This is a genomic window from Microbacterium sp. AR7-10 (assembly GCF_001878835.1).
In the GTDB taxonomy this organism is placed as follows: Bacteria; Actinomycetota; Actinomycetes; order Actinomycetales; family Microbacteriaceae; genus Microbacterium; species Microbacterium commune.
In genome coordinates this window covers 1-24,646 of the sequence record NZ_MJIR01000013.1, presented here as the reverse complement: position 1 = coordinate 24,646, position 24,646 = coordinate 1, and the positions used below count along the sequence as shown (strand labels likewise).

At 70.1% G+C, this 24,646-nt stretch carries 27 protein-coding genes, 1 tRNA gene and 1 pseudogene; 12 read left to right on the top strand and 17 right to left on the bottom strand.

Going from position 1 to position 24,646, the window contains the following annotated elements:
* Positions 1–160 precede the first annotated feature (160 nt).
* Positions 161–769, bottom strand: coding sequence for a DUF3027 domain-containing protein (locus BFN01_RS00945; protein ID WP_071640581.1), 609 nt, complete (start codon positions 767–769; stop codon positions 161–163).
* A complete protein-coding gene (locus BFN01_RS00940; protein ID WP_071640579.1) occupies positions 753–1,133 on the bottom strand; it encodes a cold-shock protein in 381 nt (126 codons plus the stop codon). Before BFN01_RS00940 ends, BFN01_RS00945 begins: the two co-directional genes overlap by 17 nt.
* Before the next feature lie 100 nt (positions 1,134–1,233).
* Between BFN01_RS00940 and BFN01_RS00935 the strand changes: the two genes are divergently transcribed.
* Genes BFN01_RS00935 through BFN01_RS00925 form a run of 3 tightly spaced genes read left to right on the top strand, consistent with a single transcriptional unit; the run spans position 1,234 to position 4,871 of the window.
* Positions 1,234–1,509, top strand: a complete 276-nt coding sequence (locus BFN01_RS00935) for a multidrug ABC transporter ATPase (protein WP_071640578.1) — start codon at positions 1,234–1,236, stop codon at positions 1,507–1,509.
* A 2-nt stretch (positions 1,510–1,511) separates the two neighbouring features.
* Positions 1,512–3,179 (top strand): helicase-associated domain-containing protein, encoded by a 1,668-nt coding sequence (locus BFN01_RS00930; RefSeq protein WP_071640573.1) that lies wholly within the window; start codon positions 1,512–1,514, stop codon positions 3,177–3,179.
* Between the two features lie 51 nt (positions 3,180–3,230).
* On the top strand, positions 3,231–4,871 hold the full coding sequence (locus BFN01_RS00925; RefSeq protein ID WP_071640570.1) for a DNA repair helicase XPB: 1,641 nt from the start codon (positions 3,231–3,233) through the stop codon (positions 4,869–4,871).
* Between the two features lie 15 nt (positions 4,872–4,886).
* Here the strand turns inward: BFN01_RS00925 and BFN01_RS15295 are convergent, their stop codons facing one another.
* Entirely contained in the window at positions 4,887–5,027 is a 141-nt protein-coding gene (locus BFN01_RS15295) for a hypothetical protein (protein WP_177243770.1), read from the bottom strand.
* A 9-nt stretch (positions 5,028–5,036) separates the two neighbouring features.
* Positions 5,037–5,336, bottom strand: a complete 300-nt coding sequence (locus BFN01_RS00920; RefSeq protein WP_143187111.1) for a hypothetical protein — start codon at positions 5,334–5,336, stop codon at positions 5,037–5,039.
* 37 nt (positions 5,337–5,373) lie between these two features.
* Here BFN01_RS00920 and BFN01_RS00915 point away from each other — a divergent pair, with 37 nt between their 5' ends.
* From BFN01_RS00915 to BFN01_RS00905, 3 genes are all read left to right on the top strand, one after another.
* The gene (locus BFN01_RS00915; protein ID WP_071640566.1) at positions 5,374–6,066 is read left to right on the top strand and encodes a response regulator transcription factor; all 693 of its coding nucleotides are present in this window, start codon (positions 5,374–5,376) and stop codon (positions 6,064–6,066) included.
* 22 nt (positions 6,067–6,088) lie between these two features.
* Positions 6,089–7,807: a cell wall metabolism sensor histidine kinase WalK gene (locus BFN01_RS00910; protein ID WP_071640564.1), complete on the top strand. Its 1,719-nt coding sequence runs from the start codon at positions 6,089–6,091 to the stop codon at positions 7,805–7,807.
* 117 nt (positions 7,808–7,924) lie between these two features.
* A complete protein-coding gene (locus BFN01_RS00905) occupies positions 7,925–8,212 on the top strand; it encodes a WXG100 family type VII secretion target (RefSeq protein WP_071640562.1) in 288 nt (95 codons plus the stop codon).
* A gap of 79 nt (positions 8,213–8,291) precedes the next feature.
* On the opposite strand, the gene groL is transcribed toward BFN01_RS00905, so the two are convergent.
* The 4 genes from groL to BFN01_RS00885 all read right to left on the bottom strand — a co-directional run bounded on the left by groL (position 8,292) and on the right by BFN01_RS00885 (position 11,946).
* The gene (groL, locus tag BFN01_RS00900; RefSeq protein ID WP_071640560.1) at positions 8,292–9,908 is read right to left on the bottom strand and encodes a chaperonin GroEL; all 1,617 of its coding nucleotides are present in this window, start codon (positions 9,906–9,908) and stop codon (positions 8,292–8,294) included.
* Between the two features lie 126 nt (positions 9,909–10,034).
* Positions 10,035–10,610, bottom strand: a complete 576-nt coding sequence (locus tag BFN01_RS00895) for a LytR C-terminal domain-containing protein (protein WP_256220984.1) — start codon at positions 10,608–10,610, stop codon at positions 10,035–10,037.
* A 76-nt stretch (positions 10,611–10,686) separates the two neighbouring features.
* A complete protein-coding gene (locus BFN01_RS00890; protein ID WP_071640558.1) occupies positions 10,687–10,944 on the bottom strand; it encodes a DUF3263 domain-containing protein in 258 nt (85 codons plus the stop codon).
* Between the two features lie 9 nt (positions 10,945–10,953).
* On the bottom strand, positions 10,954–11,946 hold the full coding sequence (locus BFN01_RS00885) for a DUF2332 domain-containing protein (protein WP_071640557.1): 993 nt from the start codon (positions 11,944–11,946) through the stop codon (positions 10,954–10,956).
* Positions 11,947–12,028: 82 nt separating this feature from the next.
* Between BFN01_RS00885 and msrB the strand changes: the two genes are divergently transcribed.
* Both msrB and BFN01_RS00875 read left to right on the top strand, forming a co-directional pair.
* Positions 12,029–12,433 carry a peptide-methionine (R)-S-oxide reductase MsrB gene (gene msrB / locus BFN01_RS00880; RefSeq protein WP_071640554.1) on the top strand — a complete coding sequence of 135 codons (405 nt, stop codon included), beginning with the start codon at positions 12,029–12,031 and terminating at the stop codon, positions 12,431–12,433.
* Positions 12,430–13,068, top strand: a complete 639-nt coding sequence (locus tag BFN01_RS00875; protein WP_083428564.1) for a nitroreductase family protein — start codon at positions 12,430–12,432, stop codon at positions 13,066–13,068. Before msrB ends, BFN01_RS00875 begins: the two co-directional genes overlap by 4 nt.
* Before the next feature lies 1 nt (position 13,069).
* Here BFN01_RS00875 and BFN01_RS00870 read toward each other — a convergent pair whose 3' ends face one another.
* A complete protein-coding gene (locus BFN01_RS00870; RefSeq protein ID WP_225211359.1) occupies positions 13,070–14,014 on the bottom strand; it encodes a DMT family transporter in 945 nt (314 codons plus the stop codon).
* A 75-nt stretch (positions 14,015–14,089) separates the two neighbouring features.
* Here BFN01_RS00870 and BFN01_RS00865 point away from each other — a divergent pair, with 75 nt between their 5' ends.
* Entirely contained in the window at positions 14,090–14,743 is a 654-nt protein-coding gene (locus BFN01_RS00865) for an SOS response-associated peptidase family protein (RefSeq protein WP_071640585.1), read from the top strand.
* Positions 14,744–14,788: 45 nt separating this feature from the next.
* Here the strand turns inward: BFN01_RS00865 and BFN01_RS00860 are convergent.
* Positions 14,789–14,864, bottom strand: a tRNA-Thr gene (locus BFN01_RS00860).
* A gap of 54 nt (positions 14,865–14,918) precedes the next feature.
* Complete coding sequence (locus BFN01_RS00855; RefSeq protein WP_071640552.1) at positions 14,919–15,878, bottom strand: thioredoxin domain-containing protein; 960 nt, start codon at positions 15,876–15,878, stop codon at positions 14,919–14,921.
* Positions 15,879–16,090: 212 nt separating this feature from the next.
* On the opposite strand from BFN01_RS00855, the gene BFN01_RS00850 reads away from it, so the two are divergent.
* Together BFN01_RS00850 and BFN01_RS00845 are read left to right on the top strand one after the other, a co-directional pair.
* On the top strand, positions 16,091–17,194 hold the full coding sequence (locus tag BFN01_RS00850) for an ABC transporter ATP-binding protein (protein ID WP_071640550.1): 1,104 nt from the start codon (positions 16,091–16,093) through the stop codon (positions 17,192–17,194).
* A gap of 67 nt (positions 17,195–17,261) precedes the next feature.
* On the top strand, positions 17,262–18,566 hold the full coding sequence (locus tag BFN01_RS00845) for a DUF4032 domain-containing protein (protein WP_071640548.1): 1,305 nt from the start codon (positions 17,262–17,264) through the stop codon (positions 18,564–18,566).
* A 2-nt stretch (positions 18,567–18,568) separates the two neighbouring features.
* On the opposite strand, the gene BFN01_RS00840 is transcribed toward BFN01_RS00845, so the two are convergent.
* The 5 genes from BFN01_RS00840 to BFN01_RS00820 form a co-directional block, all read right to left on the bottom strand.
* Complete coding sequence (locus tag BFN01_RS00840; protein ID WP_071640546.1) at positions 18,569–19,207, bottom strand: NAD(P)-dependent oxidoreductase; 639 nt, start codon at positions 19,205–19,207, stop codon at positions 18,569–18,571.
* A gap of 59 nt (positions 19,208–19,266) precedes the next feature.
* Positions 19,267–20,271, bottom strand: coding sequence for a 23S rRNA (guanosine(2251)-2'-O)-methyltransferase RlmB (rlmB, locus tag BFN01_RS00835; RefSeq protein WP_071640544.1), 1,005 nt, complete (start codon positions 20,269–20,271; stop codon positions 19,267–19,269).
* Positions 20,264–21,700 carry a cysteine--tRNA ligase gene (cysS, locus tag BFN01_RS00830; protein WP_071640542.1) on the bottom strand — a complete coding sequence of 479 codons (1,437 nt, stop codon included), beginning with the start codon at positions 21,698–21,700 and terminating at the stop codon, positions 20,264–20,266. The genes rlmB and cysS overlap by 8 nt, the downstream gene beginning before the upstream one ends.
* Positions 21,701–21,751: 51 nt before the next feature.
* A complete protein-coding gene (gene ispD, locus BFN01_RS00825; protein ID WP_071640540.1) occupies positions 21,752–22,939 on the bottom strand; it encodes a 2-C-methyl-D-erythritol 4-phosphate cytidylyltransferase in 1,188 nt (395 codons plus the stop codon).
* 87 nt (positions 22,940–23,026) lie between these two features.
* Positions 23,027–23,509, bottom strand: a complete 483-nt coding sequence (locus tag BFN01_RS00820) for a CarD family transcriptional regulator (RefSeq protein ID WP_071640539.1) — start codon at positions 23,507–23,509, stop codon at positions 23,027–23,029.
* 150 nt (positions 23,510–23,659) lie between these two features.
* Here BFN01_RS00820 and BFN01_RS00815 point away from each other — a divergent pair, with 150 nt between their 5' ends.
* Entirely contained in the window at positions 23,660–24,172 is a 513-nt protein-coding gene (locus tag BFN01_RS00815; RefSeq protein ID WP_083428563.1) for a hypothetical protein, read from the top strand.
* 75 nt (positions 24,173–24,247) lie between these two features.
* Here BFN01_RS00815 and BFN01_RS00810 read toward each other — a convergent pair.
* Positions 24,248–24,604, bottom strand: a pseudogene (locus BFN01_RS00810) (winged helix-turn-helix domain-containing protein); the annotation flags it as partial.
* Between the last annotated feature and the right edge of the window lie 42 nt (positions 24,605–24,646).

Below are 24,646 nucleotides of genomic sequence, written 5' to 3'. Positions count from 1 at the left end.
TCTCGTGGGCTCGGAGATGTGTATAAGAGACAGCGCACACCGAGGCTGAAAGCGGCTCGCTCGCCACACCACACCCGTGCACGACGCCCCCTCTGATCCGATAGGATCAGAGGGGGCGTCGTGGTCGAGGGGATCCCGTTCGGCACGGCGACCGCGTCGGTCACTCGGACTCGTCGGGGTCCTCGTCATCGTCGTCGGACTCGTCGTCTTCGGACTCGTCGTCTTCGGACTCGTCGTCGCTCTCCTCGGAGGCGTCTGCGTCGAGGGAGTCGTCGAGCTCGTCGATGTCGACACCGTCGACATCGCCGGCGTGCAGGCGCGGCGAGACATCCTCGTCCGAGTCGTCCTCGTCCGAGTCGTCCTCGGGATGCTCGTCATCGGAGTCGTCGTCCTCGGAGTCGTCGTCCTCGTGCGAGTCGTCGACGGGGGCGTCGGCGGTCTGCGCGGCGAGCTCGGCCTGGTGCGCGCGGTACTCGGCGAGGCGCTCGGCCCACGGCACCCAGTCGGGCGCGAGCAGCGCGCCGTCGCCCGGCATCAGCTCGACCTCCAGCACCGTCGGCTCGGAGTCGTCGACCTGGGCGACCGTGACCGTCCAGAACCAGCCCGGATATCCGGGCAGACGGTTCTGGAAGCGCAGCGAGACCGCCCCGCTCTCCTCCACCGAGTACCCGGCAGCGGGGCCCACGGTCGTCGGCGGGGTGATCTCGTGCAGCGCCGCGAGCGCGAGCTCGCGCGCGGTCTCGGCGAGGGCGTCAGGCGTCGAGGTCATCAGCGACCTTGCGCAGGACAGCGGCGACTGTGCGGCTCCGGGTGGCGGAGGGGTAGCGGCCGCGGCGGAGATCGCCGCCCATCTCGTCGAGCATCCGCACGAGATCCTCGACGATCACGGCCATGTCGTCGGCGGGCTTGCGAGCGGCCTTCGCCAGGCTGGGCGGGGCGTCCAGCACCCGAACCGAGAGCGCCTGCGGACCTCGGCGACCATCGGCAAGGCCGAATTCGACGCGGGCGTTCTTCTTCACGGAGACGCCCGCAGGAAGGGCAGAGGCGTGCAGGAAGACGTCCTGGCCGTCATCGGATGCGATGAAGCCGAACCCCTTCTCGTCGTCGTAGAACCTGACCTTGCCGGTGGGCATGGGCGAACCTCACTGAAACACGGAGCGGAGACGTCGCGCGGCGGCGCGACCCCTCCAGCCTACCCGCCCCCTCGTGCCGCCAGGGGATACGCTGAGAGCGATGACCAAGCATGACGACACCAGCGCGCCGCAGACCGGGCGGCTCGAGCGACTCCTCGCCTTCACCGCGCTCGTCCTGGCTGCGGTGTCCGTGATCTGCTTCTTCTCGATCATCATCGGCACTGCCGTCGGCATGGATCAGTCCGCGTTCGGGCGAGGCATCTGGCCCTTCGTCGCCGGGCTGCCCCTGTTCGGCCTGCCGATCGCCTTCCTGATGATCATCACGCTGCTCGTGCTCAGCTGGGCTCGCAGGGGACGCGCGGGTTCCGGATCCTGACCATGAGCACACACGCCCGTCCGCTGGCTGACCAGCTCGCCTCGGCGAGCGACGCGCAGCTGGAGCGGGTGCTGCGTGAGCGGGCCGTGCGCCCCGACGTCGGGTGGACCGACTTCTTCGACGCCGCCGAGGCGCTTCTCGAACCCGCGTTGATCGAGCGCGCCCTGGCGCGTCTGAGCAGGGCCGAGGCGCGCGCGCTGCGCGCCGCAGCGCCGGATGACCGCGTCCGCCTCGGTGATGCCGCGCTCGGGCTGCTCGATGTCGACGGACGGATGCTGCCCCCGGTGCGCACGCTCGTCCAGGACCTGCCCGAGATCCCGGATGCCGAGGATGCGCCCTCCGCGCCGGCATCCGACGTCGACTCGGCGCGCGCCGCGGAGCGCGCGTTCGCGACGATCGGCGGGCTGGCAGAGCTGCTGCTCGCCGCCCGCACGACGCCGCTGGCGCTGGTGGCGACGGGGGCGCTGAGCGCCACGGAGAAGCGCCGACTGGTCGATGACGGAGACCTCGACGAGCTGCGCGACCTCGCCGAGCTCGCGGATCTCGCGCGGCCCGTCGAGCGGGAGCTGCGCCTCACCGCCGACGCGCAGCGCTGGCTGGATGCCTCCTTCCCCGAGCGCTGGGCGCACGTGGCCTCTCACTTCGCGCACTCGCTGGCTTCGGGCATCCGCGGCGCCGCGGCATCCGACTGGCCGCTGCTGCACCCCTGGGATCCGCACTGGCCGGCACGTGCCGCACACCTGCGCGAGCTGGCGTGGCGGATCGGACTGCTGGCCGGGGGGCCCGATGGGGGGTGGACGGTGCCGGAGTGGGGCGCCGCACTGCACACCGGTGAGCCCTTCGACAGTTCGGCGCTGCAGGCGCTGCTTCCCTCCGAGGTCGACCGGATCTTCCTGCAGAACGATCTCAGCGCGATCGCCCCGGGACCGCTGCAGCCCTCCCTGGACAATCGCCTGCGCACGATGACAGAGCACGATCCCGCGCAGGCCTCGTCGTACCGCTTCACCGCGGAGTCGGTCTCGCGCGCGTTCGTCGAGGGAGGCACCGAGGAGGGCATCCTCGCCTTCCTGCAGGAGATCTCGCTGACCGGCGTTCCGCAGCCGTTGGAGTACCTCGTCCGGCAGACGGCGGCGCGGCACGGCCTCGTCCGGGTGCGTCCGGATGCCGAGGGCGGCACCGTCGTGACGAGCGCAGACGCGCACCTGCTCGCGGCGATGGAGATCGATCGGAACCTGCGTCCGCTCGGTCTGATCCGCGAGGACGACGCGCTGATCTCGCGGGTCGGCGCCGAGGCGGTCGCCTGGGCGCTGACGGACGCCCGCTACCCGGCGACCCTCGTCGACCGCGAGGGCCGCAGCGTCGCCGCGAGGCGCGCTCGAACCGCCGACGCCGACGTGCAGGACGACAGCGGATACGACGTCCTGATCGCTCGGCTGCGCTCACACCAGGGTCCGGATGCGGATGCGGCGTGGCTCGACCGCGAGCTGGAGGCCGCCGTGCGGGCGAAGACGGTCGTGATCGTCGAGGTCGCGATGCCGGACGGCTCGCGACGCGAGCTCACTCTCGAGGCGTCGGGCCTCGGCGGCGGGCGCCTGCGCGGCAGGGACCGGGCTGCGGATGTCGAGCGCACTCTCCCTGTGCGCAGCATCGTATCGGTGCGGGTGGCGTAGAGCTGACCGGGTTCAGACCCCCGGCGTCGGTGCCAGGTAGACTGGTCTGCTATGTCTGATGGCCCCCTGATCGTCCAGAGCGACCGCACCGTGCTGCTCGAGGTCGCGCACGCCGACGCGGAATCCGCGCGCCACGAGCTGGCGATCTTCGCCGAGCTGGAGCGAGCGCCCGAGCACATCCACACCTACCGCATCACGCGACTGGGGCTGTGGAACGCCCGCGCAGCCGGGCACACCGCCGAAGACATGCTCGAGACCCTCGACCGCTGGTCGCGCTTCCCCGTGCCGCCGTCGGTGGCGGTCGACCTGCGCGAGACGGTGAACCGCTACGGTCGGCTCGTGATCGAGCGCGACGACGAGGGCCTGCTGGTGCTGCGCTCCACGGATCCCGCTGTGCTCGCACAGGTGGCGAACAACAAGCGCATCCAGCCGCTGCTCATCGGGCACCCCTCCCCCGACAGCTACGTCATCGACGCCTGGGCGCGGGGCCAGATCAAGCAGGAGCTGCTGAAGATCGGCTGGCCCGCCGAGGACCTCGCCGGGTACACCCCCGGCACCCCGCACGAGATCGATCTCGACGAGGACGGCTGGGCGATGCGGCCGTACCAGCGTCAGGCGGTCGACGCGTTCTCGAAGGACGGCTCAGGCGTGGTCGTGCTGCCGTGCGGCGCGGGCAAGACGATCGTCGGCGCCGGGGCGATGGCCGCGACCAGGACGACGACGCTGATCCTGGTGACCAACACCGTCTCCGCGCGGCAGTGGCGCGACGAGCTGCTCAAGCGCACCTCGCTCACTCCCGAGGAGATCGGCGAGTACTCCGGTCAGGCCAAGGAGGTCAAGCCGGTCACGATCGCGACGTACCAGATCCTCACGGCGAAGCGGAAGGGACAGTACGCGCACCTCTCGCTGCTCGACGAGATGGACTGGGGCCTCATCGTGTACGACGAGGTTCATCTGCTGCCTGCCCCGGTGTTCAAGCTGACCGCAGACCTGCAGGCGCGCCGCCGCATCGGCCTGACGGCGACGCTCGTGCGCGAGGACGGCCGGGAGGGTGATGTGTTCAGCCTGATCGGCCCGAAGCGGTTCGACGCGCCGTGGAAGCAGATCGAGGCGCAGGGGTTCATCTCCCCCGCGGCCTGCTACGAGGTCCGCGTCGACCTGCCGCCGAGCGACCGGCTCGAGTACGCCGCCGCCACCGACGACGAGCGCTACCGACTGGCGGCGTCGGCCCCGGCGAAGATCACCGCGGTGCGCGAGCTGATAGCGAAGCACCCCGGCGAGCGCATCCTGGTCATCGGGCAGTATCTGGATCAGCTCGAGAGCCTGTCGCAGGCGCTGAACGCGCCCCAGATCACCGGCGCGACTCCGATCGATGAGCGCGAGGAGCTCTACCGGCAGTTCCGTGAGGGCGAGATCTCCCTGCTGGTGGTGTCGAAGGTCGCGAACTTCTCGATCGACCTTCCCGAGGCATCCGTCGCGATCCAGGTGTCGGGCTCGTTCGGCTCGCGGCAGGAGGAGGCGCAGCGTCTGGGCCGGCTGCTGCGACCCAAGCAGTCGAACCACACCGCCAGCTTCTACACCCTCATCGCTCGCGACACGGTCGACCAGGACTACGCGCAGAATCGGCAGCGCTTCCTCGCCGAGCAGGGGTACAGCTACACGATCATGGATGCCGTGGACCTGGCGGCCTGAGCCACCGCACCGACCTCAGCGGCTCTCCGCGCCGGGCTTCACGCCGCAGCGCCAGCACGGCGCGGCAAGGTCGTCGAGCAGGGCCCCGCATTCGGGGCACACCTTCGACAGCCAGCAGGCGCTGTCGCCGCGCTGTTCATCGTCGACGTCGTCCATCAGGCGAGGCTACCCCCGCTGGGCGGCGGCGCCGGCGTTGCGGGCGAACCAGTCGAGGCAGAGGTCGGCGACGGCGTCCGGCGCATCGTCGACGATGAAGTGCGCGGCGCCGTCGACGAAAGCGAGGTCGAAGCGGTCGGCGTACCGATCGGAGCCACGACAGATGCGGCGGACCGTCTGCTCGGCGAACGGTCCGTCCTGACGACCGAACACCGCGAGCATCACGGTCGGCCCGACCGCGCCGGTCGACGACGTGGCGCCGTCGCGGTGGACGCGGCCCTGGCCTCCTGACCCCCGCGCCGAACACAATCAGCGCATGCAGGGGCGAAGTCACCATAATGGGGGCATGACTGATGCGCGAATCCTGGTCGTCGACGACGAGCCGAACATCCGCGACCTGCTCTCCCGAGGTCTCAGCTTCGCCGGGTTCACGGTGCGGACGGTGGCCAACGGGGCGGCCACCATCTCGGCCGTCCTCGAGGAGGAGCCCGACCTCATCATCCTCGACGTGATGCTGCCCGACATGAACGGCTTCAGCGTCACCAAGCGCCTGCGCGGCGCGGGCTTCACCGCGCCCATCCTCTTCCTCACCGCCAAGGATGACACGCAGGACAAGATCGAGGGCCTGAACTCGGGCGGCGACGACTACGTCACCAAGCCCTTCGCGCTCGACGAGATCGTCGCCCGTGCGCAGGCGATCCTGCGTCGCACGATGCAGACCGACGAGGAGTCGTTGATCCGCGCCGGTGAGCTGTCGATGGACCAGGACACCCACGACGTCTTCGTCGGCAAGGTGCCGATCGAGCTCAGCCCCACCGAGTTCAAGCTGCTGAAGTACCTCATGCTCAACCCGAACCGCGTGCTGTCGAAGGCGCAGATCCTCGACCACGTGTGGGAGTACGACTTCAATGGCGACGCGGGCATCGTGGAGAGCTACATCTCGTACCTGCGCCGCAAGATCGACCCGCACACCGAGGAATCGGTGATCCAGACCAAGCGCGGCTTCGGCTACATGCTCAAGGTCGGCAAGTCCGCGTAGCGGACCCCGGTCCGAGACCGTCATGGCAGGCGAGCCCGACTCCGTCACCAGGTGGTGGCGGCGGATCAGCCTGCGCGCGAAGGTCACCGGCGTCACCGTGGCCGTGCTCGCCCTCGGTCTGATGATCGCCGGCATCGGCACGGTGCCCATCCTGCGCGGCGCGATGGTCAACAACATCGACTCGCAGCTGCCGGCGCTCGCCACCACGGGTCAGGCGGAGCGCTTCTTCGACGTGTCGGCCGACGGCGGCGGGCTGCTGTTCGAACCGACCGAGGTCGCACCGCGCCCCACCGAGTTCATGGTCGCGTTCTACACGGCGAACGGCGAGTTCGTGGCCGAGGCCGGCGGTCAGGCATCCGGCCCTCGCCCCGAGTTCCCCGAGGTCTTCACCCTGCAGGACACCGTCGCGCAGGGCGACCAGGTGATCACCCTGAACGGCGACGACGGCGAGACGTACAGCGCGGTCGCCTCTGCGCAGTCGGCGCAGGAGCCTCAGGGCCTCACCTACGTGCAGATCGTCGCCCTGCCGCTCGACGAGGCCGACCGCATCGTGGCCACCTACGTCGCGGTGTACACCACGGTCGCCCTGGTCACCATCCTGCTCGCCGCGCTGCTCACCCGCGGACTCGTGACCCTGACCTTCCGCCGGCTGGGACACGTCGAGTCGACGGCCATGGCGATCGCCGCCGGCGATTTCAGCCAGCGCCTCACCGACCTCGAGCCGACCACCGAGGTGGGCCGGCTCAACTCGGCCATCAACACCATGCTCGATCGCGTCGACCGCTCCCTCGCGCAGCGCGACCGCACCGTGCAGAACATGCGGCGATTCATCGGCGACGCCAGTCACGAGCTGCGCACCCCGCTGGTGAGCGTGCGCGGCTATGCCGAGCTGTACCGGATGGGGGCGATCACCGGCGAGGAGGACACCGCGCGGGCGATGGAGCGCATCGAGAAGGAGGCGATCCGCATGGGCGTGCTCGTCGAGGATCTCCTGGCCCTCGCGCGCCTCGACGAGGAGCGCTCCAGGGAACTGCAGATCGAGCCGCTCGACCTGCGGCCCATCGCCCGGGATGCGGCCCTGGACCTGCGGGTGACCGCCCCCGGACGCACGATCACCGTCATCGACACCACGGCCGACGAACTCCCGGCGCCTCGGCTGCATGCGAAGGCGCCGATCAGCGCGCCGACCGCGCCGCCGACGAGCGTCGGGACGCCGCGTCCGGCGAACCCGCTGGCCCGCCTGCGGCGACGTCCGAAGACGGCGGCGCCCGTTCCCGAGATCGACTTCACCGAGGCGACCGATGCCCCGGTGCGCACGCCCCCCATCGTCCTCGGGGAGGACAACAAGGTGCGGCAGGTGATCACGAACCTGCTCGGCAACGCGCGCCGGTTCTCGCCCAGCGACAGCCCGATCGAGCTCGTCGTGGGGGCCGATCGACGCCGGGGCGTGGGCACCATCTCGATCGTCGACCACGGCGAGGGCATCCCGCCGCAGATCCGCGAGCAGATCTTCGAGCGGTTCTGGCGGGCCGACACCTCACGTGCGAGGGAGACCGGCGGGTCGGGCCTGGGGCTCGCGATCGTCGCGTCGATCATCGAATCGCTGCACGGCTCGGTCTCGGTCGAGGAGACTCCGGGCGGCGGAGCGACGTTCATCGTCGCGCTGCCGCTCGCCCCGAGCCGGTCCACTCCCGCGCATCTGCTGGAGGAGACGCAGCCGATCGAGCGCCTGGACCGCTGAGCATGAACCGCCCTGCACATCCGCGCCCCACGGTGACTTGTGCACGGATGCCGAGCAGCGGCGCCGTGGCGCATCGGGCATCCTCCTAGTCTCGAAACCCCATCGAGAGGAGACCCCATGTCCGTCTTCACCGTCGACACCGACGCCGTCCAGGCCGCCAACGGCGCCGCATACGCGACCATGGAACGGCTGCAGAGCGAGTCAGCCGCGCTCATGGCGCAGCTGAACCAGCTGCAGTCGTCGTGGACCGGCACCGCGGCCGCCGCGTTCCAGCAGTGCAGCGAGCAGTGGCGCGGAGCGCAGATGCACGTCGAGCAGGTGCTGGGATCGATCAGCGGAGCGCTCGGCTCGGCTGCGGCGCAGTATGCCGACGCCGACCAGTACTCGGCGAGCCTGTTCCGCTGATGCAGGCCTAGTCCACGCACGCAGAATGCCCCCTGCCGGAGGCAGGGGGCATTCGAAACAGTGCTTCAGATCCTCGGGATCAGAAGTCCATGCCGCCCGACGGGTCAGCCGGCATGGCCGGAGCCTTCTCGGGCTTGTCGGCGACGACGACCTCGGTGGTCAGGAACAGGCCGGCGATCGACGCCGCGTTCTGCAGCGCCGAGCGGGTGACCTTGGCCGGGTCGATGATGCCCTGTGCGAACATGTCGCCGTACTCTCCGGTGGCCGCGTTCAGACCGTGGCCGGCGGGGAGCTCGGAGACCTTGTGCGACACGACGCCCGGCTCGAGGCCGGCGTTGATCGCGATCTGCTTCAGCGGAGCGCCGGTCGCGACGCGGACGATGTTCGCACCGGTCGCCTCGTCGCCCTCGAGGTCGAGGGTGTCGAGCACCTTGGCCGACTGCAGCAGCGCGACGCCACCACCGGCGACGATGCCCTCCTCGACGGCGGCCTTCGCGTTACGGACGGCGTCCTCGATGCGGTGCTTGCGCTCCTTGAGCTCGACCTCGGTCGCGGCGCCCGCCTTGATGACGGCGACGCCACCGGCCAGCTTCGCGAGGCGCTCCTGCAGCTTCTCACGGTCGTAGTCGCTGTCGGTGTTCTCGATCTCGCGACGGATCTGGGTGACGCGGCCCTCGATGGCGGACTGCTCGCCCGCACCCTCGACGATCGTGGTCTCGTCCTTGGTGACGATGACCTTGCGTGCACGGCCGAGCAGGTCGAGCGTGGTGTTCTCGAGCTTGAGGCCGACCTCTTCGGTGATGACCTGGCCGCCGGTCAGGATCGCGATGTCCTGCAGCTGGGCCTTGCGACGGTCACCGAAGCCGGGCGCCTTGACGGCCACCGACTTGAAGATGCCGCGGATCTTGTTGAGCACGAGCGTCGCGAGAGCCTCGCCCTCGACGTCCTCGGCGATGATGACGAGCTCCTTGCCGTCCTGGATCACCTTGTCGACGACCGGCAGCAGGTCCTTGATGTTGCCGATCTTCTGGTTGGCGATGAGGATGTACGGGTCCTCGAAGACAGCCTCCTGGCGCTCCGGGTCCGTCACGAAGTAGGGGTTCAGGTAGCCCTTGTCGAAGCGCATGCCCTCGGTGAGCTCGAGCTCGGTGCCGAAGGTCTGCGACTCCTCGACGGTGACGACGCCCTCCTTGCCGACCTTGTCGATGGCCTCGGCGATGAGCTCGCCGATGGCGGGGTCAGCGGCCGAGATCGACGCGGTGGCGGCGATCTGCTCCTTGGACTCGATCTCCTTGGCGCTCTTCAGCAGGTCCTCGGTGATGGCGGCGACGGCCTTCTCGATGCCGCGCTTGAGTGAGATGGGGTCGGCGCCGGCTGCGACGTTGCGCAGACCCTCGCGGACCAGGGCCTGAGCGAGGACGGTCGCGGTGGTGGTTCCGTCACCGGCGACGTCGTCGGTCTTCTTGGCGACCTCCTTGACGAGCTCCGCACCGATCTTCTCGTACGGGTCGTCGAGCTCGATCTCCTTGGCGATCGACACGCCGTCGTTCGTGATCGTGGGAGCGCCCCACTTCTTCTCGAGCACGACGTTGCGACCACGCGGGCCGAGGGTCACCTTGACGGCGTCGGCCAGGGTGTTCAGGCCGCGCTCGAGGCCACGACGGGCCTCCTCATCGAAAGCGATGATCTTTGCCATGAGTCTTTCGTCCCTCCCGGACGTAGGCGATGGGGTATTAGCACTCCAACTGTTCGAGTGCTAACACCAGTCTGGCACTCGACCCATGAGAGTGCAAGCTGCGCGTCCGGACGGACGGACCGCGCGTCAGGGCGCGGGCGTCTCCGCGGCGGGGTCGGACGTCGCCTCATCCACGCCGATCACGACCGTGAGCTGCGGTCGCTCGGAGTCGTTCATCGCGGCGTAGAAATCGCTCTGCTGCACATCGACTCCGCCCAGCACGTCGGCGAGTCCGAGGGCGGCCCCCTCGTCGGCATCCTCGACGTAGAACACGGTGGTCTTCGAGAACTCCTGCGACGCGCCGTCGCTACCGAACACGTCGTCGGTCGACCATCCCTCGGCGAGCAGCTTCTCGCGCACCTCCGCGACCCGCCCCTTCTCCGACGTGGCGTTGAGGATCAGCACGCGATACGACGTGTCGACCTGGGCGACGACACCGGGCTGGGTCGCCACCGGGGCCGCCTCGTCTCCGCCGAACAGCGAGATGCGATCCATCATCACCAGCGACACGAAGATCCCGCAGACGATGAGCACGAGCGCGACGGCGGCCGACCACAGCAGCACGACGAGACCGTTCATCCCCGGCTGCTCGGCGCGGTGCGCGCCGACGCGTCCGGTGGCGCGCGGAACGTCGTCGAATCGATCGCGGGAGAGCTTCTGCACCCCTCGATGCTAGCGGGCGGTCGCCGAGAGTCCACACGGAGCGGAGCGCGCCGCAGGGGCCTGCAGGACGGCGTCGTCAGCCGACGAAACCTCGCATGCGCGCGGTGCGCTGCACCGCCCGCGAGTCACGCAGCCGGCGCAGTCGGCGCACGAGCAGCGGGTCGAACTCCAGCGCCGCCTCCGTCTCGATCAGCCGACCGAGGAGCTGGTAGTAGCGCGCCGGACTCATGCCCAGCTGCGCGCGGATGGTCTCCTCCTTCATGCCGCCGTGGCGCGGCCAGGCCGCTTCCAGCGTCAGAATCGCCCGATCGCGATCGGATAGTCCACCGAGCATGCGCTCAGGCTACGCGGCATCCGGTCCGATCCGCGGATGCCACTCCCACCAGCGCCCGAGCGGGTCGGCGTCAGCGACCACGCGTGCGTCGAGAGCGACCGCGAAGCCACGGAACGCGGCGGGATCGATCGCCGGCCGCCAGGCGTCGTGCAGCGCGGGGGGATCGATCGTGACCCAGTGCGCGTCCAGCGCGCGGATGCGCTCGATCAGCTCCAGACGGCGCGGTCGGGGCAGGTAGACGAGCACGCCGGGTGTGGTGATGACCAGCTTCGCTCCCGCAGGAGCTTGGGCGACCACCGCCTCGAGCTGCTCGACCGCGTCGCCGGCGCGCAGCATCGGCGGGTCGGCCGCGACGATCGCCATGGCCGCGGCGATCCGCTCGCTGCGCTCGTGCTCCCCCGGCCAGATGAGCGACTCGAGCCAGGTGCGATCGGCGGGCGAGCGCACGTCGATCGGGTCGAGGTCGATGCCCGCACGCCAGGTCACCTCCGGCACACGCAGCTCGGGCAGCCCGCCCGACACGGCGCTGCGCAGGCGCACGGCCGACGGCCCGTCCGACGGGTCGAGGAGACGTCGGGCGCGGCCGTCCGCGCCGTCGATCCGGAACGAGTACCGGTCGGGATACAGGCACAGGCCCGCCGCGGCGCCCAGCTCGAGCAGCGCGATCGGCCCTTCGATCAGGCTCAGCGCCGGCAGCAGCGCGGCCAGCCGGAGCGGCTCGTTGATCTGCACGCCGCGACGCGCGCATTCCGTCACCAGTTCGTCGGCGTGCGCGAGCACGAAGTCGCGCCATGGCCGGTAGCCGCCCACGGGCGCACCGAGCAGTCGCGACACGGCGAACACCAGCGGAGGCTGCCGCTGCTGCGGCGTCAGCCGCTCGAGCACGCCCTGCACGGCGGCATCCGTCGCGACCCCCGTTGCCCACTCGACGTACACGTCGCTGCGTCCTGGCGCCTCCGCGCGGGCGAACCGGTCGTAGCGCTCGGCGACAGCATCCGTCATTCCGCCATTGTCCCAGCGTTCAGCCCGCGCCGGTCGAGCACCCCACGGCCCGCGCGGGTCGCAGAAGCGAGAGAATGGATGCATGGGTTACAGCGTGAACAAGACGGATGCAGAGTGGCGCGCCGAGCTCGGCGACGATCAGTACGCGGTGCTGCGCACAGCGGCGACGGAACGCCCCTGGACGGGAGAGCTGCTCGATGAGGAGCGCGCCGGGCTCTACACCTGCGGCGCGTGCGATGCGGAGCTGTTCCGCAGCGGCACGAAGTTCGACTCGGGCTGCGGGTGGCCGAGCTTCTACGAGTCGGTGCGCCCCGAGGCCGTGGAGCTCATCGAGGACACCTCGCTCGGCATGGTGCGCACCGAGGTGCGCTGCGCGGCGTGCGGGTCGCACCTCGGCCACGTCTTCCCCGACGGGTTCGGAACCCCCACCGGCGACCGCTACTGCATGAACTCCGTGGCGCTGTCGTTCACCCCCGACCCCTCGTGAGCGCGCTCGACGCCGTCCGGCGCCGAGCGTCGTGGTCGCGCGTGACCGATGATGCCCCGACCCGCGAGCAGCTGCTGCCGCTGGTCGAAGCGGCAGGGCGCGTGGCGGACCACTCGTCGCTGCGCCCCTGGCGGCTGATCGAGCTGCGCGGCGATGACCGCCTGACGCTGGGCGCCGCACTGGCGAAGGCCGACGGAGACGACAAGCCCTCCACGAAGCCGATGCGCGCCCCGCTGCTGCTCGCCGTCGTCGCCTCGTACCGCAAAAGCGACAAGGTGCCGCGCTGGGAGCAGGAGGCGGTGGCCTCGGGCGTCGCGCACACCCTCAGCCTTCTGCTGGACGAGGCGGGGTGGGGCGTCATCTGGCGCACCGGCGGTCTGACCCGCACGAAGGCCGTCGCCGAGGCGCACGGCCTGAAGAAGAACGAAGAGCTGCTGGGCTGGCTCTACGTCGGCGGCAAGCCCGACGGCAAGCAGCCCGGTCGTCGTAAGCCGGTGGACGCCGACGCCCTGCTCGGGGCCATGCCGGCGGCATCGACGAAGGACGACGCCCCGGCGAAGGGCGATGCCCTGAAGAAGGCCAGCGCTCCGAAGAAGAAGAAGAAGGACAGGGCGTCGAAGCGCGAATCGCGCTGACTCAGCGCCGCCGTGGCACGGCGGCGACCACCGATGCCGCCGCGACCACGATCATCGCGGCGAGCTGCCACGTCGCCGGGCCGCGGTCGACCGGCCAGACGACATCGATCACCACCGACGTCACCAGCTGTCCGAGCACGCTGCCGAGCCCGAGCAGCAGCACGCCGGTGTACGGCACCAGCCAGGCGCCGAGCAGGATGTAGGCGAAGCCGAGCAGGCCGCCCAGGTACAGCCACGGCTCGGCCGGGAGCGCGCCAGGCATCCCCCTGGTCGAGACGCTGACCGCGGCACCCGCCAGCAGCACCACGGTGCCGGCGACGAAGCTCATCAGCGTGGCTGTGAGGGGCGACGCGACCCGGCGGGCGAGGCGACCGTTCGCCGCAGCCTGCCACGCGATGCCCGCACCGGCCGCGAACGGGAGCAGCAGCAACCACAGCGGCGCGGTCGCGAGCACGTCTCCGCCCAGCGATATGCCGACGGCGGCGAGCGCGAGCGCACCGCCGATCACGCGCCCCGGCGTGACGGCGACGATCCCCGAGGGGCCGACGCCGATGCGGTCCAGCAGCAGGCCGTGCAGCGTCTGGCCCGCCACCACGCCGACGGTGAACAGCGACACTCCCAGCACACCGGCGACGAGTCCCTGCGTGGTGACGGTCAGAGCACCGCACGTGCCGCCGAGAAGCATCCAGAACGGGATGGTGCGGGAGCGGATGCCCGTCAGCAGCCGCCCGAGGCCCGCTCGCCCGGATGGCAGCGCGAGCACCACCACGACGAGGAGACCGAGCCCCACCGCGAAGGAGATGAGACCGGCGACGATGCCGTCGTCGATGCGCACGCCGAGGACGCCGTTGATCCGGGCCTGGATGGCGGTCATCGAGCCGATCGCGACAGCGCCGCCGAGGGCGATCCAGGCGGGCAGCGGGCGAGGGGGCGTCACTCGCTTCAGACTACCGGGCCGGGCTCAGCTCGTCGCTCGCGCGGGGGTCTGCACCGCGTCGCCGCTCGCCGATACTCTGTGGGCATGTGCGCGAGCTACGGACTGGATCCCCGTTTCACCGATGCCGAGGTGCTGGCCGACGCCGACGAGGCCGTGCTCGACGGACTGCGCTCGTGGGCGCAGCACAACGCGGGCGAGACTCTGCGACCGACGGGGAGGAACCTGCGGAACCTGAATCCCGTGGTCACCGCGACCGACGGCGCGGCCGCCCTCGAAGCCGCCTGGTGGGGATTCCTCGTCGATGGACAGCCGGCGAGGTTCCCGTCGATCAACACCCGCTCCGAGCGCCTGCAGGACCGACCAGGTGCGCTGCGTACGCGCGGCCTCGTCCCGGCGACAGGCTGGTACGAGATGCAGAAGCCCGAGCGGATCTGGCACGAGTTCGGTCTGGGCCGGGGAGTGCTGTTCTCGATGGCCGCGGTTACCCAGCGCGGCCGCACCCCTGACGGCGACGGGGTGACCTGCTACTCGATCGTGATGCGTCCCGCTCCCCCGCACCTGGCGGACATCCACGACCGGATGCCGGTGCTGATCCCCACGGCGTTCGCCGACGACTGGCTGCATGGCGACCCCACCCGCGAGCTCATCGACGAGGCGCTGCTCGCGGCCGCCGGTCTCGACGAGCGCGTAGCCGCCGTGCCGCGCGGCGACGACAGGGGCGCGCAGACCCTCTTCTGATGCGGACGAGGCACGCGCCCCTCGCGGGTGCACGTGCCTCGTGTGTGGAGCCGACTACGGGACTCGAACCCGTAACCCCCGTATTACAAGTACGGTGCGCTACCAATTGCGCCAAGTCGGCGAGCCGCCATCCAGCATAGCGACGGCAGGCGGGTCGCCCGCGCTGTCGAGCAGATCAGGAGGCGGGCGTCGTGGTCGGGGTGGGGGTCGGGGTCGGCTTCGTGGCGCCGAAGTACTCGTCGCTCGCGATGGTGAGCACGAACTGCGAGAACTCGGCGGGGTCGTTCAGAGCCCCGACATAGGACTTGCCGCCGACGAGGATCAGCGCCTCGTTGTTCAGCTTCATGTCGTCGGTGCCCGGCAGCGGGCCCTCGAGAGCCCGATCGGTGGCGGCCTTCGCCCACGACACGAAATCCTGCTTCTCGATGCACGAGCGCACCTTCTTGGCATCCGACACACCGACCGCGACAGCCAGGTCAGCCAGATCGGCGTCGCTGCGACCGTCGCTGTCAGGCTCCGGCTGACCGGTGAGCAGCTCGTGGTTGTAGTCGTAGAAGCTGTTCGGCGCGTAGCTGGCGACGCACGCGGCCGCGGCGGCCGCACGCAGCGAGTACTTCGTCCCGTTGGAGCTGGCGGTGAGCAGGGCGACCGGGTGGTAGGTCACGGTGACGGCCCCCTCCGAGATCCAGCCGGCGAGCTGACGCGCGTTCGCACGCTCGAACTCCGCAGCTCCCGCCGAGAGATAGTCGACGTAGATGTGGATCTCGGTGGGCTTGGCTCCCGCGGTGGCGGACGGATCCGGTGCCGGGGTCGCGCTCTCACCCGTCTCCGCCGCGCTCTCCGTCGGCGCCGGTGTCGCTCCCGGTGCGGACGGCGCCGCAGAGACCTCGGTCACCGTGACGCCGTCGTCGGACATCCCGCTGGGGCTGAGCTGCGGCTTCGAGATCGACGAGCTGACGGCGTAGGCCACGGCGGCGCCGATCGAGCCGACCGCGAGGATCGCGACGAGACCGATGATGAGCCGCCGCATCAGTCGTGCCCGAGACTGCTGGGCGTGCACCAACTGTGCCTTCTCCCGCACCGCTTCGCGCGAATGGCGAGCGACGGGGACGTTCGGCGTTTCGTCGCTCGACATCGTTCCTCTTGAAGATCGGGTGGGAAGGGTGATCCCGCGGCCGCGGAGACTGCGGCGCCGGGTTCGATGCTAACCAGGCAGCCTGAGAAATACCCAGACGCGCTCGGTCGTGCCATACTGATCCCGACCCGATGGCGGGTCACGGCGGGCAGCGTCCGCCGCTTCCATCACAACGGATCGTCCGGCACGTACCTGCCGGTGAAGGAGAAACCATGGCCACCGTTACGTTCGACGACGCCACCCGCCTGTACCCCGGCGGCACTCGCCCCGCGGTCGACAAGCTGAACATCGAGATCGCCGACGGCGAGTTCCTCGTCCTCGTCGGCCCGTCCGGCTGCGGAAAGTCGACATCGCTGCGCATGCTCGCCGGCCTCGAAGAGGTCAACGGCGGCCGCATCCTGATCGGCGACCGCGACGTCACCGACGTGCCGCCGAAGGACCGCGACATCGCGATGGTCTTCCAGAACTACGCGCTGTACCCGCACATGACCGTGGCCGAGAACATGGGCTTCGCGCTGAAGATCGCCGGCATCGGCAAGGAGGAGCGCGCGAGCCGCGTGCTCGAGGCCGCCAAGCTCCTCGACCTCGAGGAGTACCTGAACCGCAAGCCGAAGGCCCTCTCGGGTGGTCAGCGTCAGCGCGTCGCCATGGGCCGCGCGATCGTGCGCCAACCGCAGGTGTTCCTCATGGACGAGCCGCTGTCGAACCTCGACGCCAAGCTGCGCGTGCAGACGCGCACCCAGATCGCCTCGCTGCAGCGCCGGCTCGGCGTCACCACGGTCTACGTCACGCACGACCAGACCGAGGCCCTGACGATGGGCGACCGCATCGCGGTGCTCAAGGACGGCATCCTGCAGCAGGTCGGCACCCCGCGCGACCTGTACGAGCGTCCGAACAACGTCTTCGTGGCCGGCTTCATCGGCTCGCCGGCGATGAACCTGTTCTCGGCTGACCTCGCCGAGGGCGGCGTGCGCTTCGGCACCGAGATCGTGCCGCTCGACCGCGACACCGTCGGGCGCGCCACCGGCAGCCAGGTCACCGTGGGTGTGCGCCCGGAGGACATCACCGTCGGTCCCGCCGACGGGAAGGGCCTCTCGGTCGTCGTCGACCTCGTCGAGGAGCTCGGCGCCGACGGCTACCTGTACGGCCACACCGAGATCAACGGCAAGCGCACCGACATCGTCGCCCGCGTGGACGGCCGCAGCCACCCCAACGCCGGCGAGACGGTCACGCTGGCGGCCAACGCCGGCCACGTGCACGCGTTCGACATCGAGTCGGGCGAGCGCCTCAACGACAAGCCGGTCGTCTCGGCCTGACGAATCAGCACACGCGGCGCGGGCAGACCTGTCGGTCTCCCGCGCCGCGGTGTTTTCCGGAGGAAACATGCAGGAGTCGCTGCGCATCACCGCCAGCTCGATCGATCCGGGGCTGCTGAGCCTGCCGTGGTCGACCCCGCTCGGCAAGTGGCCGTCCGAGCACATCGTGTCGCTGCCGAAGGGGCTCTCACGCCACCTCGTGCGCTTCGCGGATCTGTCGGGACGCGTCGTCGCGGTCAAGGAGACCACGGCGGAGATGGCGCAGCGCGAGTACGACATGCTCGGCAACCTCGGCCGCCTCGATGTGCCCTGTGTCAGCCGGGTCGCGGTGATCGCCGGACGCACGGATGATGACGGCAGGGCGCTGCCCGCCGCGCTCGTCACCTCGCATCTGCGCTTCTCGATGCCCTATCGCGCGCTGTTCACCCAGGTGCTGCGTCCGGACACGGCCACCCGCCTGGTCGACGCGCTCGCCCTGCTGCTCGTGCGGCTGCACAACGTGGGGTTCTACTGGGGAGACGTCTCCCTGTCGAACACCCTGTTCCGGCGCGACGCCGGCGCGTTCGCCGCATATCTGGTGGATGCCGAGACAGGTGAACTGCACGAGGAGGGACTGACCGACGGTCAGCGCGCATACGACCTCGACCTCGCGCGCACGAACATCGCCGGAGAGATCATGGACCTCGCCGCCGGCGGCCGTCTGGAGCGCGGTGTGGATGCTCTCGAGATCGCCGACGGCATTGTCTCGTCGTATCGGTCGCTGTGGGCGGCGCTCACCGACGAGGAGACGTTCTCGACCGGGGAGACCTGGCGCATCACCGAGCGCGTCGAGAAGCTCAATGCACTCGGCTTCGACATCGACGAGATGTCGATGGAGACCACCGCCGACGGCACGACCGTGCGCATCCAGCCGAAGGTCGTCGACGCCGGGCACCATCAGCGACGGCTGATCCGCCTCACCGGTCTCGACGTGGAGGAGAACCAGGCCCGTCGGCTGCTCAACGACCTCGACGAGTTCCGGGTGCGCTCGACCAAGGCATGGACCGAAGAGGAGATGTACGCGCACGAATGGCTGACCCGCGTGTTCGAGCCGGTCGTGCGCGCCATCCCCTACGACCTGCGCGCCAAGCTCGAGCCCGCCGAGGTGTATCACCAGGTGCTCGAGCACCGCTGGTACCTGTCGCAGGCGCAGTCGCGGTCGGTGCCGCTCGCCGAGGTGCTCACGAGCTACATCAACGACGTGCTGCGGCACCGTCGCGACGAAGCGACCATCATGGGACCGCCCACCGAATCGTTGAGCGTTCCGGTCGAAACCGGTTCGGTCGAGGTGTCAGACGACACCGCCGCGATCGACTGGCGCGACCTCGTCTAGCGCTAGTAGCCGACCGCGAAGCGGTCGTTGCGATGCTTGGGCTGCTCGATCTCGTCGACGACGGCGATCGCGAAGTCCGCGCCCGAGATGGTGGAGTTCCCGTCGGCATCCCGAACCAGCACGTCGCCGCCGTCCCGGTAGCGGCCGGTGCGCTCGCCTTCTACCCAGGGACCGAACACCTCGGCGGGATGGATGAAGAACCACTCCAGGTCATCGGTCTGCTGCAGCAGCTCGAGCGAGTCGATGCCCACCTGCGCCTCGTGCTTGTACTCCTCGGGGAAGCCCTGGTCGAACAGGCGCGGTCCGCCCGGGGCGACCAGGCTGCCGCCTGCTCCGCCGACGACGCCGAGGCGGCTCGGGGTGCCGGCGAGCCTCTTGATCAGGCCCCGCAGCGCCCCGATGACCTCGTTCTCCATATCGCCGCGCGGTGAGAGCGCAGAGACGACGGCGTCAGCACCGTCGAAGACATCCCCGAGGGCGTCGAGGTCGAGCACCGAGCCCTGCACGTACTGCGCGCCGTCGAGCGGGGCGTCCGGCGCCTGACGGGAGACCACCGTCACCTCGTGCCCTCGGCTCACCGCCTCGCGGGCGATGTGCGATCCGGCGTAGCCGGTTCCTCCGATGACGACGATGCGGGACATCCGTGTTCCTTCCGATGCTCGAACGGGTTCACCGAGTACAAGTCGCGCGGGTGCGCGTCCTATTCCGCGGCGGCTCGGACGGTCGACACCTGGTACAGCGCGACGGACGCCGCGATGCCGGCGTTCAGCGACTCGGTCGCCGACGAGATCGGGATCGACACGATCTGATCGCAGGTCTCGGTGACCAGGCGCGAGAGTCCCTTGCCCTCCGAGCCGACCACGATCACGACGGGACGATCGGCGAGCTCCAGCGCGGGAAGCGCGACATCTCCCCCGCCGTCGAGACCGAGCACGAACACGCCCTGCTTCTTGAACTCCTTCAGCAGCGTGGTGAGGTTCGCGGCCAGAGCGACGGGCAGGCGTGCAGCCGCCCCGGCGCTGGTCTTCCACGCCGCGCTGTTCACGCTCGCCGAGCGGCGCTGCGGCAGGATGATGCCGTGACCGCCGAACGCTGCGGTGGAGCGGATGATCGCGCCGAGATTGCGCGGATCGGTGATGCCGTCGAGGGCCACGAACAGCGGCATCTCACCGCGATCGATGACCTGCTCGAGCAGATCCTGCGGGTGCGCGTACTCGTACGGCGGCACCTTCAGTGCGACGCCCTGGTGCACTCCGTCGAACCCGGCCATGCGGTCGAGCTCCTGGCGGGTGACCTCGAGCACGGGGATCTCGCGGTTCCGCGCGATCGAGAGCATCTCCTTGACGCGATCGTCCATCTCGACGCGCTGGGCGATGTAGAACGTCGTCGCGGGGATCTTCGTCCGCAGGGCCTCGAGCACCGAGTTGCGACCGGTGACGGTCTCGGTGTCATCGGTCGCCTTGCTGCGCGACTGACGGTTCATGTCACGGCTCTGCGGCTTCTGCCCGCCCGCCTTGCCCTTGCCGCCGGCGGCGGCGAAGCGCTCCTGGGCGGCCTTGCGCTTGCCGGCGACGTGCCAGCTGCGGTCCTCGGCCTTGGGCGTGGGACCACGACCCTCGAGCGCCTTGCGGCCGAGACCGCCGGTGCCCTTGGTGGCACCCTTCTTCTTGCTGTTGCCCGCTCCGGGGCGGCCAGGCTTAGCCATCGATACTCCAATGCGTTCCGTCCGGAGTGTCCTCCAGAGTGATTCCTGCCGCGGCGATCGCATCACGGATGCGATCGGCCGAGGCCCAGTCCTTCTCCGCGCGCGCCTGCGCGCGCTGGGTGATCATCGTCTTCACGAGCGTGTCCAGGGCGGATGCCTCGGCCCGGTCCGTGGTGTCGGTGTCCCACTCTCGTGCGAGCGGGTCGACGCCGAGGATGCCCGCCATCTCGCGCACCTGCAGCGCCGCGAGCTGCGCGTCGGCGCCGCGGCCGGCATCGAGCATGCTGTTGCCCGCCCGCACGGTCTCGTGCAGCACGGCGAGCGCCTGCGGGACGCCGAGGTCGTCGTCCATCGCGGCCGCGAAGGCGGCCGGCAGGGCGGAGCTCGGCTCCGCTCCCGTCGACGGCGGTTCCGCCGTCGCGAGCCCGGCGGGCCGTCGCGCGGCGCGCTCGAGGAACGACCGGATGCGCCCGAGGGCGGCCTCGGCTTCCGCGAACGACGACTCGGTCAGATCCAGGCTCGAACGATAGTGCGCGGCGGCGAGCGCGTAGCGCACCACGAGCGGGTGATGAGCTGCGAGCACGTCGGCGGCGAGGGTGAAGTTGCCCAGTGACTTCGACATCTTCTGACCGCCCACCGTGACGAGGCCGTTGTGCACCCAGTACCGCGCGAACGCGTCGCCGGCGGCGGTCGACTGCGCGAGCTCGTTCTCGTGATGCGGGAAGCGCAGGTCCAGTCCCCCGCCATGGATGTCGAACTCCGCGCCCAGGTAGCGCCTCGACATCGCCGAGCACTCGATGTGCCAGCCGGGCCGGCCTGGGCCCCACGGCGAATCCCATACGGCATCCGGCTGCTCGTCGCTCTTCGCGCCCTTCCACAGCGCGAAGTCCTGCGGGTTCCGCTTGCCGCGCGGGTCGGCGTCCGCCGCCGCCTCCATCGCGTCCACCGACTGACGGGTGAGTGAGCCGTATTCGGGCCACGAGCGCACGTCGAAGTAGACGTCGCCCGAGTCGTCCGCTGCGGCGTAGGCGTGACCGCGCCCGATGAGGGCGGCGATCAGGTCGTGCATCTGCGGGATGAACCCCGTCGCGCGCGGCTCGTAGGTGGGCGGCAGGATGCCGACGGCGGAATACGCCTGCGAGAACTCCTGCTCCATGCGGTACGCGAGCGCCCACCACGGCTCGGTCTCGGTCGCGTTGGCGAGCACCTTGTCATCGATGTCGGTGACGTTGCGCACGAACGTCACCCGCCCGTATCGGTGCTCGAGCCAGCGACGCAGCAGGTCGAAGCTCAGAGCGGCGCGCACGTGCCCGATGTGCGGGCCGGACTGCACGGTGGGACCGCAGACGTACATCGTCACGTTCGAGGCATCGAGCGGGGCGAAGTCGCGCAGCTGCTGCGCGCGAGTGTCGTACAGGCGGATCGTCACTGCACAAGACTACCGGGGCGACGCGTCGCGCACCTGGGCGTGGGCCCGCCGTCAGATCCGGTGCACGAGCGCCACCGCGGTCACGGAGATGCCCTCGCCGCGCCCCGGGAACCCGAGCCCGTCGGTGGTGGTCGCCGAGACGGTGACCGTGGCACCGCCCAGAGCTGACGAGAGCACCCGCTCGGCCTCGGGACGGCGGGCGCTGAACCGCGGCCTGTTGCCCTGGAACTGCACCGACACGTTGCCGATCGCGAAACCGGCCTCGGCGAGCATCGCCGCGGTGCGGGCGAGGAAGAAGTCGGCGTGCGCACCGGCGTACTCCGGCCGGGCGGTGCCGAAGTGCTGGCCGATGTCGCCGAGTCCGGCCGCACCGAGCAGCGCGTCGACCATGGCGTGCGCCACGGCATCCCCGTCGGAGTGACCGGACAGCGGCTGCTCGCCGGGCCATTCGAGCCCCGCCAGCCACAGGTTCCCGTCGCCGCCGAACGCGTGCACATCGGTGCCGACGCCGATGCGGGGCAGCACGGGCGCGACCGGCGTCGGCCCTCCCACGAGCATCCGCGCGCGCTCCAGATCCGCCGGGGTGGTGATCTTGAACGCGCGCTCGGATCCCGGGATGCTGCGTACGGTTCCGCCTGCCGCCGCGAACAGCGCCGCGTCGTCGGTGTGCTCGTCCCCCGCCCGGGCGGCGCGCTCGTAGGCGGCCAGGAGCGGCTGACGAGGGAAGCCCTGCGGGGTCTGTGCGGCTGCGAGCAGCGATCGGTCGACGGGGCCGACGACCTCGCCGCCCGACACCTGCTTGAGCGTGTCGACCACGGGGAGGGCCGGGATGACCCCGACCTCCGAAGTCACCGCCCCAGCGACGGCGTCGATCTGGGAGGCGGGGGTGAGCGCACGGGCGGCGTCGTGCACGAGTACCACCTCGATCTCGGGGTGGAGGGCCGCGAGGCCCGCTGCCACCGACTCCTGGCGTGTCTCGCCGCCGACGACGACGGATGCCCGCCGGCCACGATCCCGATCCGCGTCGAGCAGCGCGTCGGCAGCTGCCTGCTCGAAACCGGCCGGGGCCACGACGACGACCTGCATCGGGGCCGCGGCGAAGACGCCGTCCAGCGCGTGCCGCAGCACGGTGCGGCCGTCGATGTCGACGAGCGCCTTGGGCGCTCCGGCGCCGAGCCTGGTGCCGGAGCCGGCGGCGACGACGATGATCGCTGTGGTGGAGGTCGGGAGCGCAGTCACCTTCTCACGCTATCGCGCACCGCAGACGCGAAGAGGGCGGATGCCTCAGCATCCGCCCTCTTCGAACTCCAGTCGTCGACGCACCGGTCAGGAGGCGAGCACCTCGTCGAGCAGGGCGCCGGCCTTGTCCTCGTCGATCTTCTCGGCCAGAGCGAGCTCCGACACGAGGATCTGACGGGCCTTGGCGAGCATGCGCTTCTCGCCCGCGGAGAGACCGCGGTCCTGATCGCGGCGCCACAGGTCGCGCACGACCTCGCTCACCTTGATCACGTCACCGGAGGCGAGCTTCTCCAGGTTCGCCTTGTAGCGGCGCGACCAGTTGGTGGGCTCTTCCGTGAACGGGGCGCGCAGCACCTCGAAGACGTTCTCGAGACCCTCCTTGCCGATCACGTCGCGAACGCCGACCAGGTCGACATTCTCGGCAGGAACCTCGATGATGAGATCACCCTGCGTGACGTTGAGCTTCAGGTACTTCTTGGTCTCCCCCTTGATCACGCGGTCCTTGACCTCGATGATCGTCGCGGCTCCGTGGTGCGGATAGACGACGGTTTCGCCAACCTCAAAAAGCATAAAAACGTGTCCTTTCGGCAATCTCCAGCATACCACAGCCGTTATGCAGTAAGGTTCGCGCCGGCCGGATCGAGAGCGGGTCCGGTCGTCGCCGCGCACGCCCGACCCACTACACTTATGCAGGACACCCGTCGCACCTCAGGAGGATCCGTGAACTCGCGCTCTGCTGCGTCCATCGCTCCGCGTCTCGTCGCCGTCATCGCCCTGGGCTCGGCGCTCGCGCTCGGCACGACCGGATGCACCTTCATCACGCACCAGGCGACCACGAACCCCTACCCCGCATCCGATGGCGTGCCCTTCGACGAAACCGGCGGCGACGTCGTCGCGCGCAACGTCTTCGTGGTCACCACCGAGGACGGCGAAGTGGGCAACCTCGTCGGGGCGTTCATCAACGAGGGCTCGAAGACCAGCACGGTCGACATCGACGTGGCGGGCGAGCAGCTCACCCTGCGCGTGCCCGGCGAGGACCTCGTCAGCCTCGGCGCCGACAAGATGCCGCTGCGCATCGAGAACCTCGACGTCAAGCCCGGCGCGACCGTGGAGGTGCTCATCGTCTCCGGCGACGGCGAGGCCACCCCGGCACAGGTGCCCGTGCTCGACGGCTCGCTGCCCCAGTACGCAGACCTCGTGCCGGCCGCGGAGCCCCTCGACGCCGCATCCTGACTCCCGCGGCGACAGCCGCGACAGAGAAGAGGTCGGTTCCGTTCGGAGCCGACCTCTTCTGCGTTCCTCGGCGGATCAGCCTTCGAAGCGATAGCCGAGGCCGCGCACGGTGACGAGCATGACCGGGTCGCCCGGGTTCTGCTCGATGCGCGAGCGGATGCGCTTGATGTGCACATCCAGGGTCTTCGTGTCGCCGAAGTAGTCGCTGCCCCAGACGCGGTCGATGAGCTGACCGCGCGTGAGCACCCGGCCCGCGTTGCGCATGAGCACCTCGAGCAGCTCGAACTCCTTCAGCGGCATGTTGATCTCCGCCCCGTCGACGGCGACCGTGTGCCTGTCGATGTCGAGCGTGACCCTGCCGCCCGCCAGCACGCGCTCGTCGAGCTCCGCCTCGACCTGCACGACGCGACGCAGCACGGCGCGCATGCGCGCCGTGCCTGTCTCTTATACACATCTGACGCTGCCGACGAACCC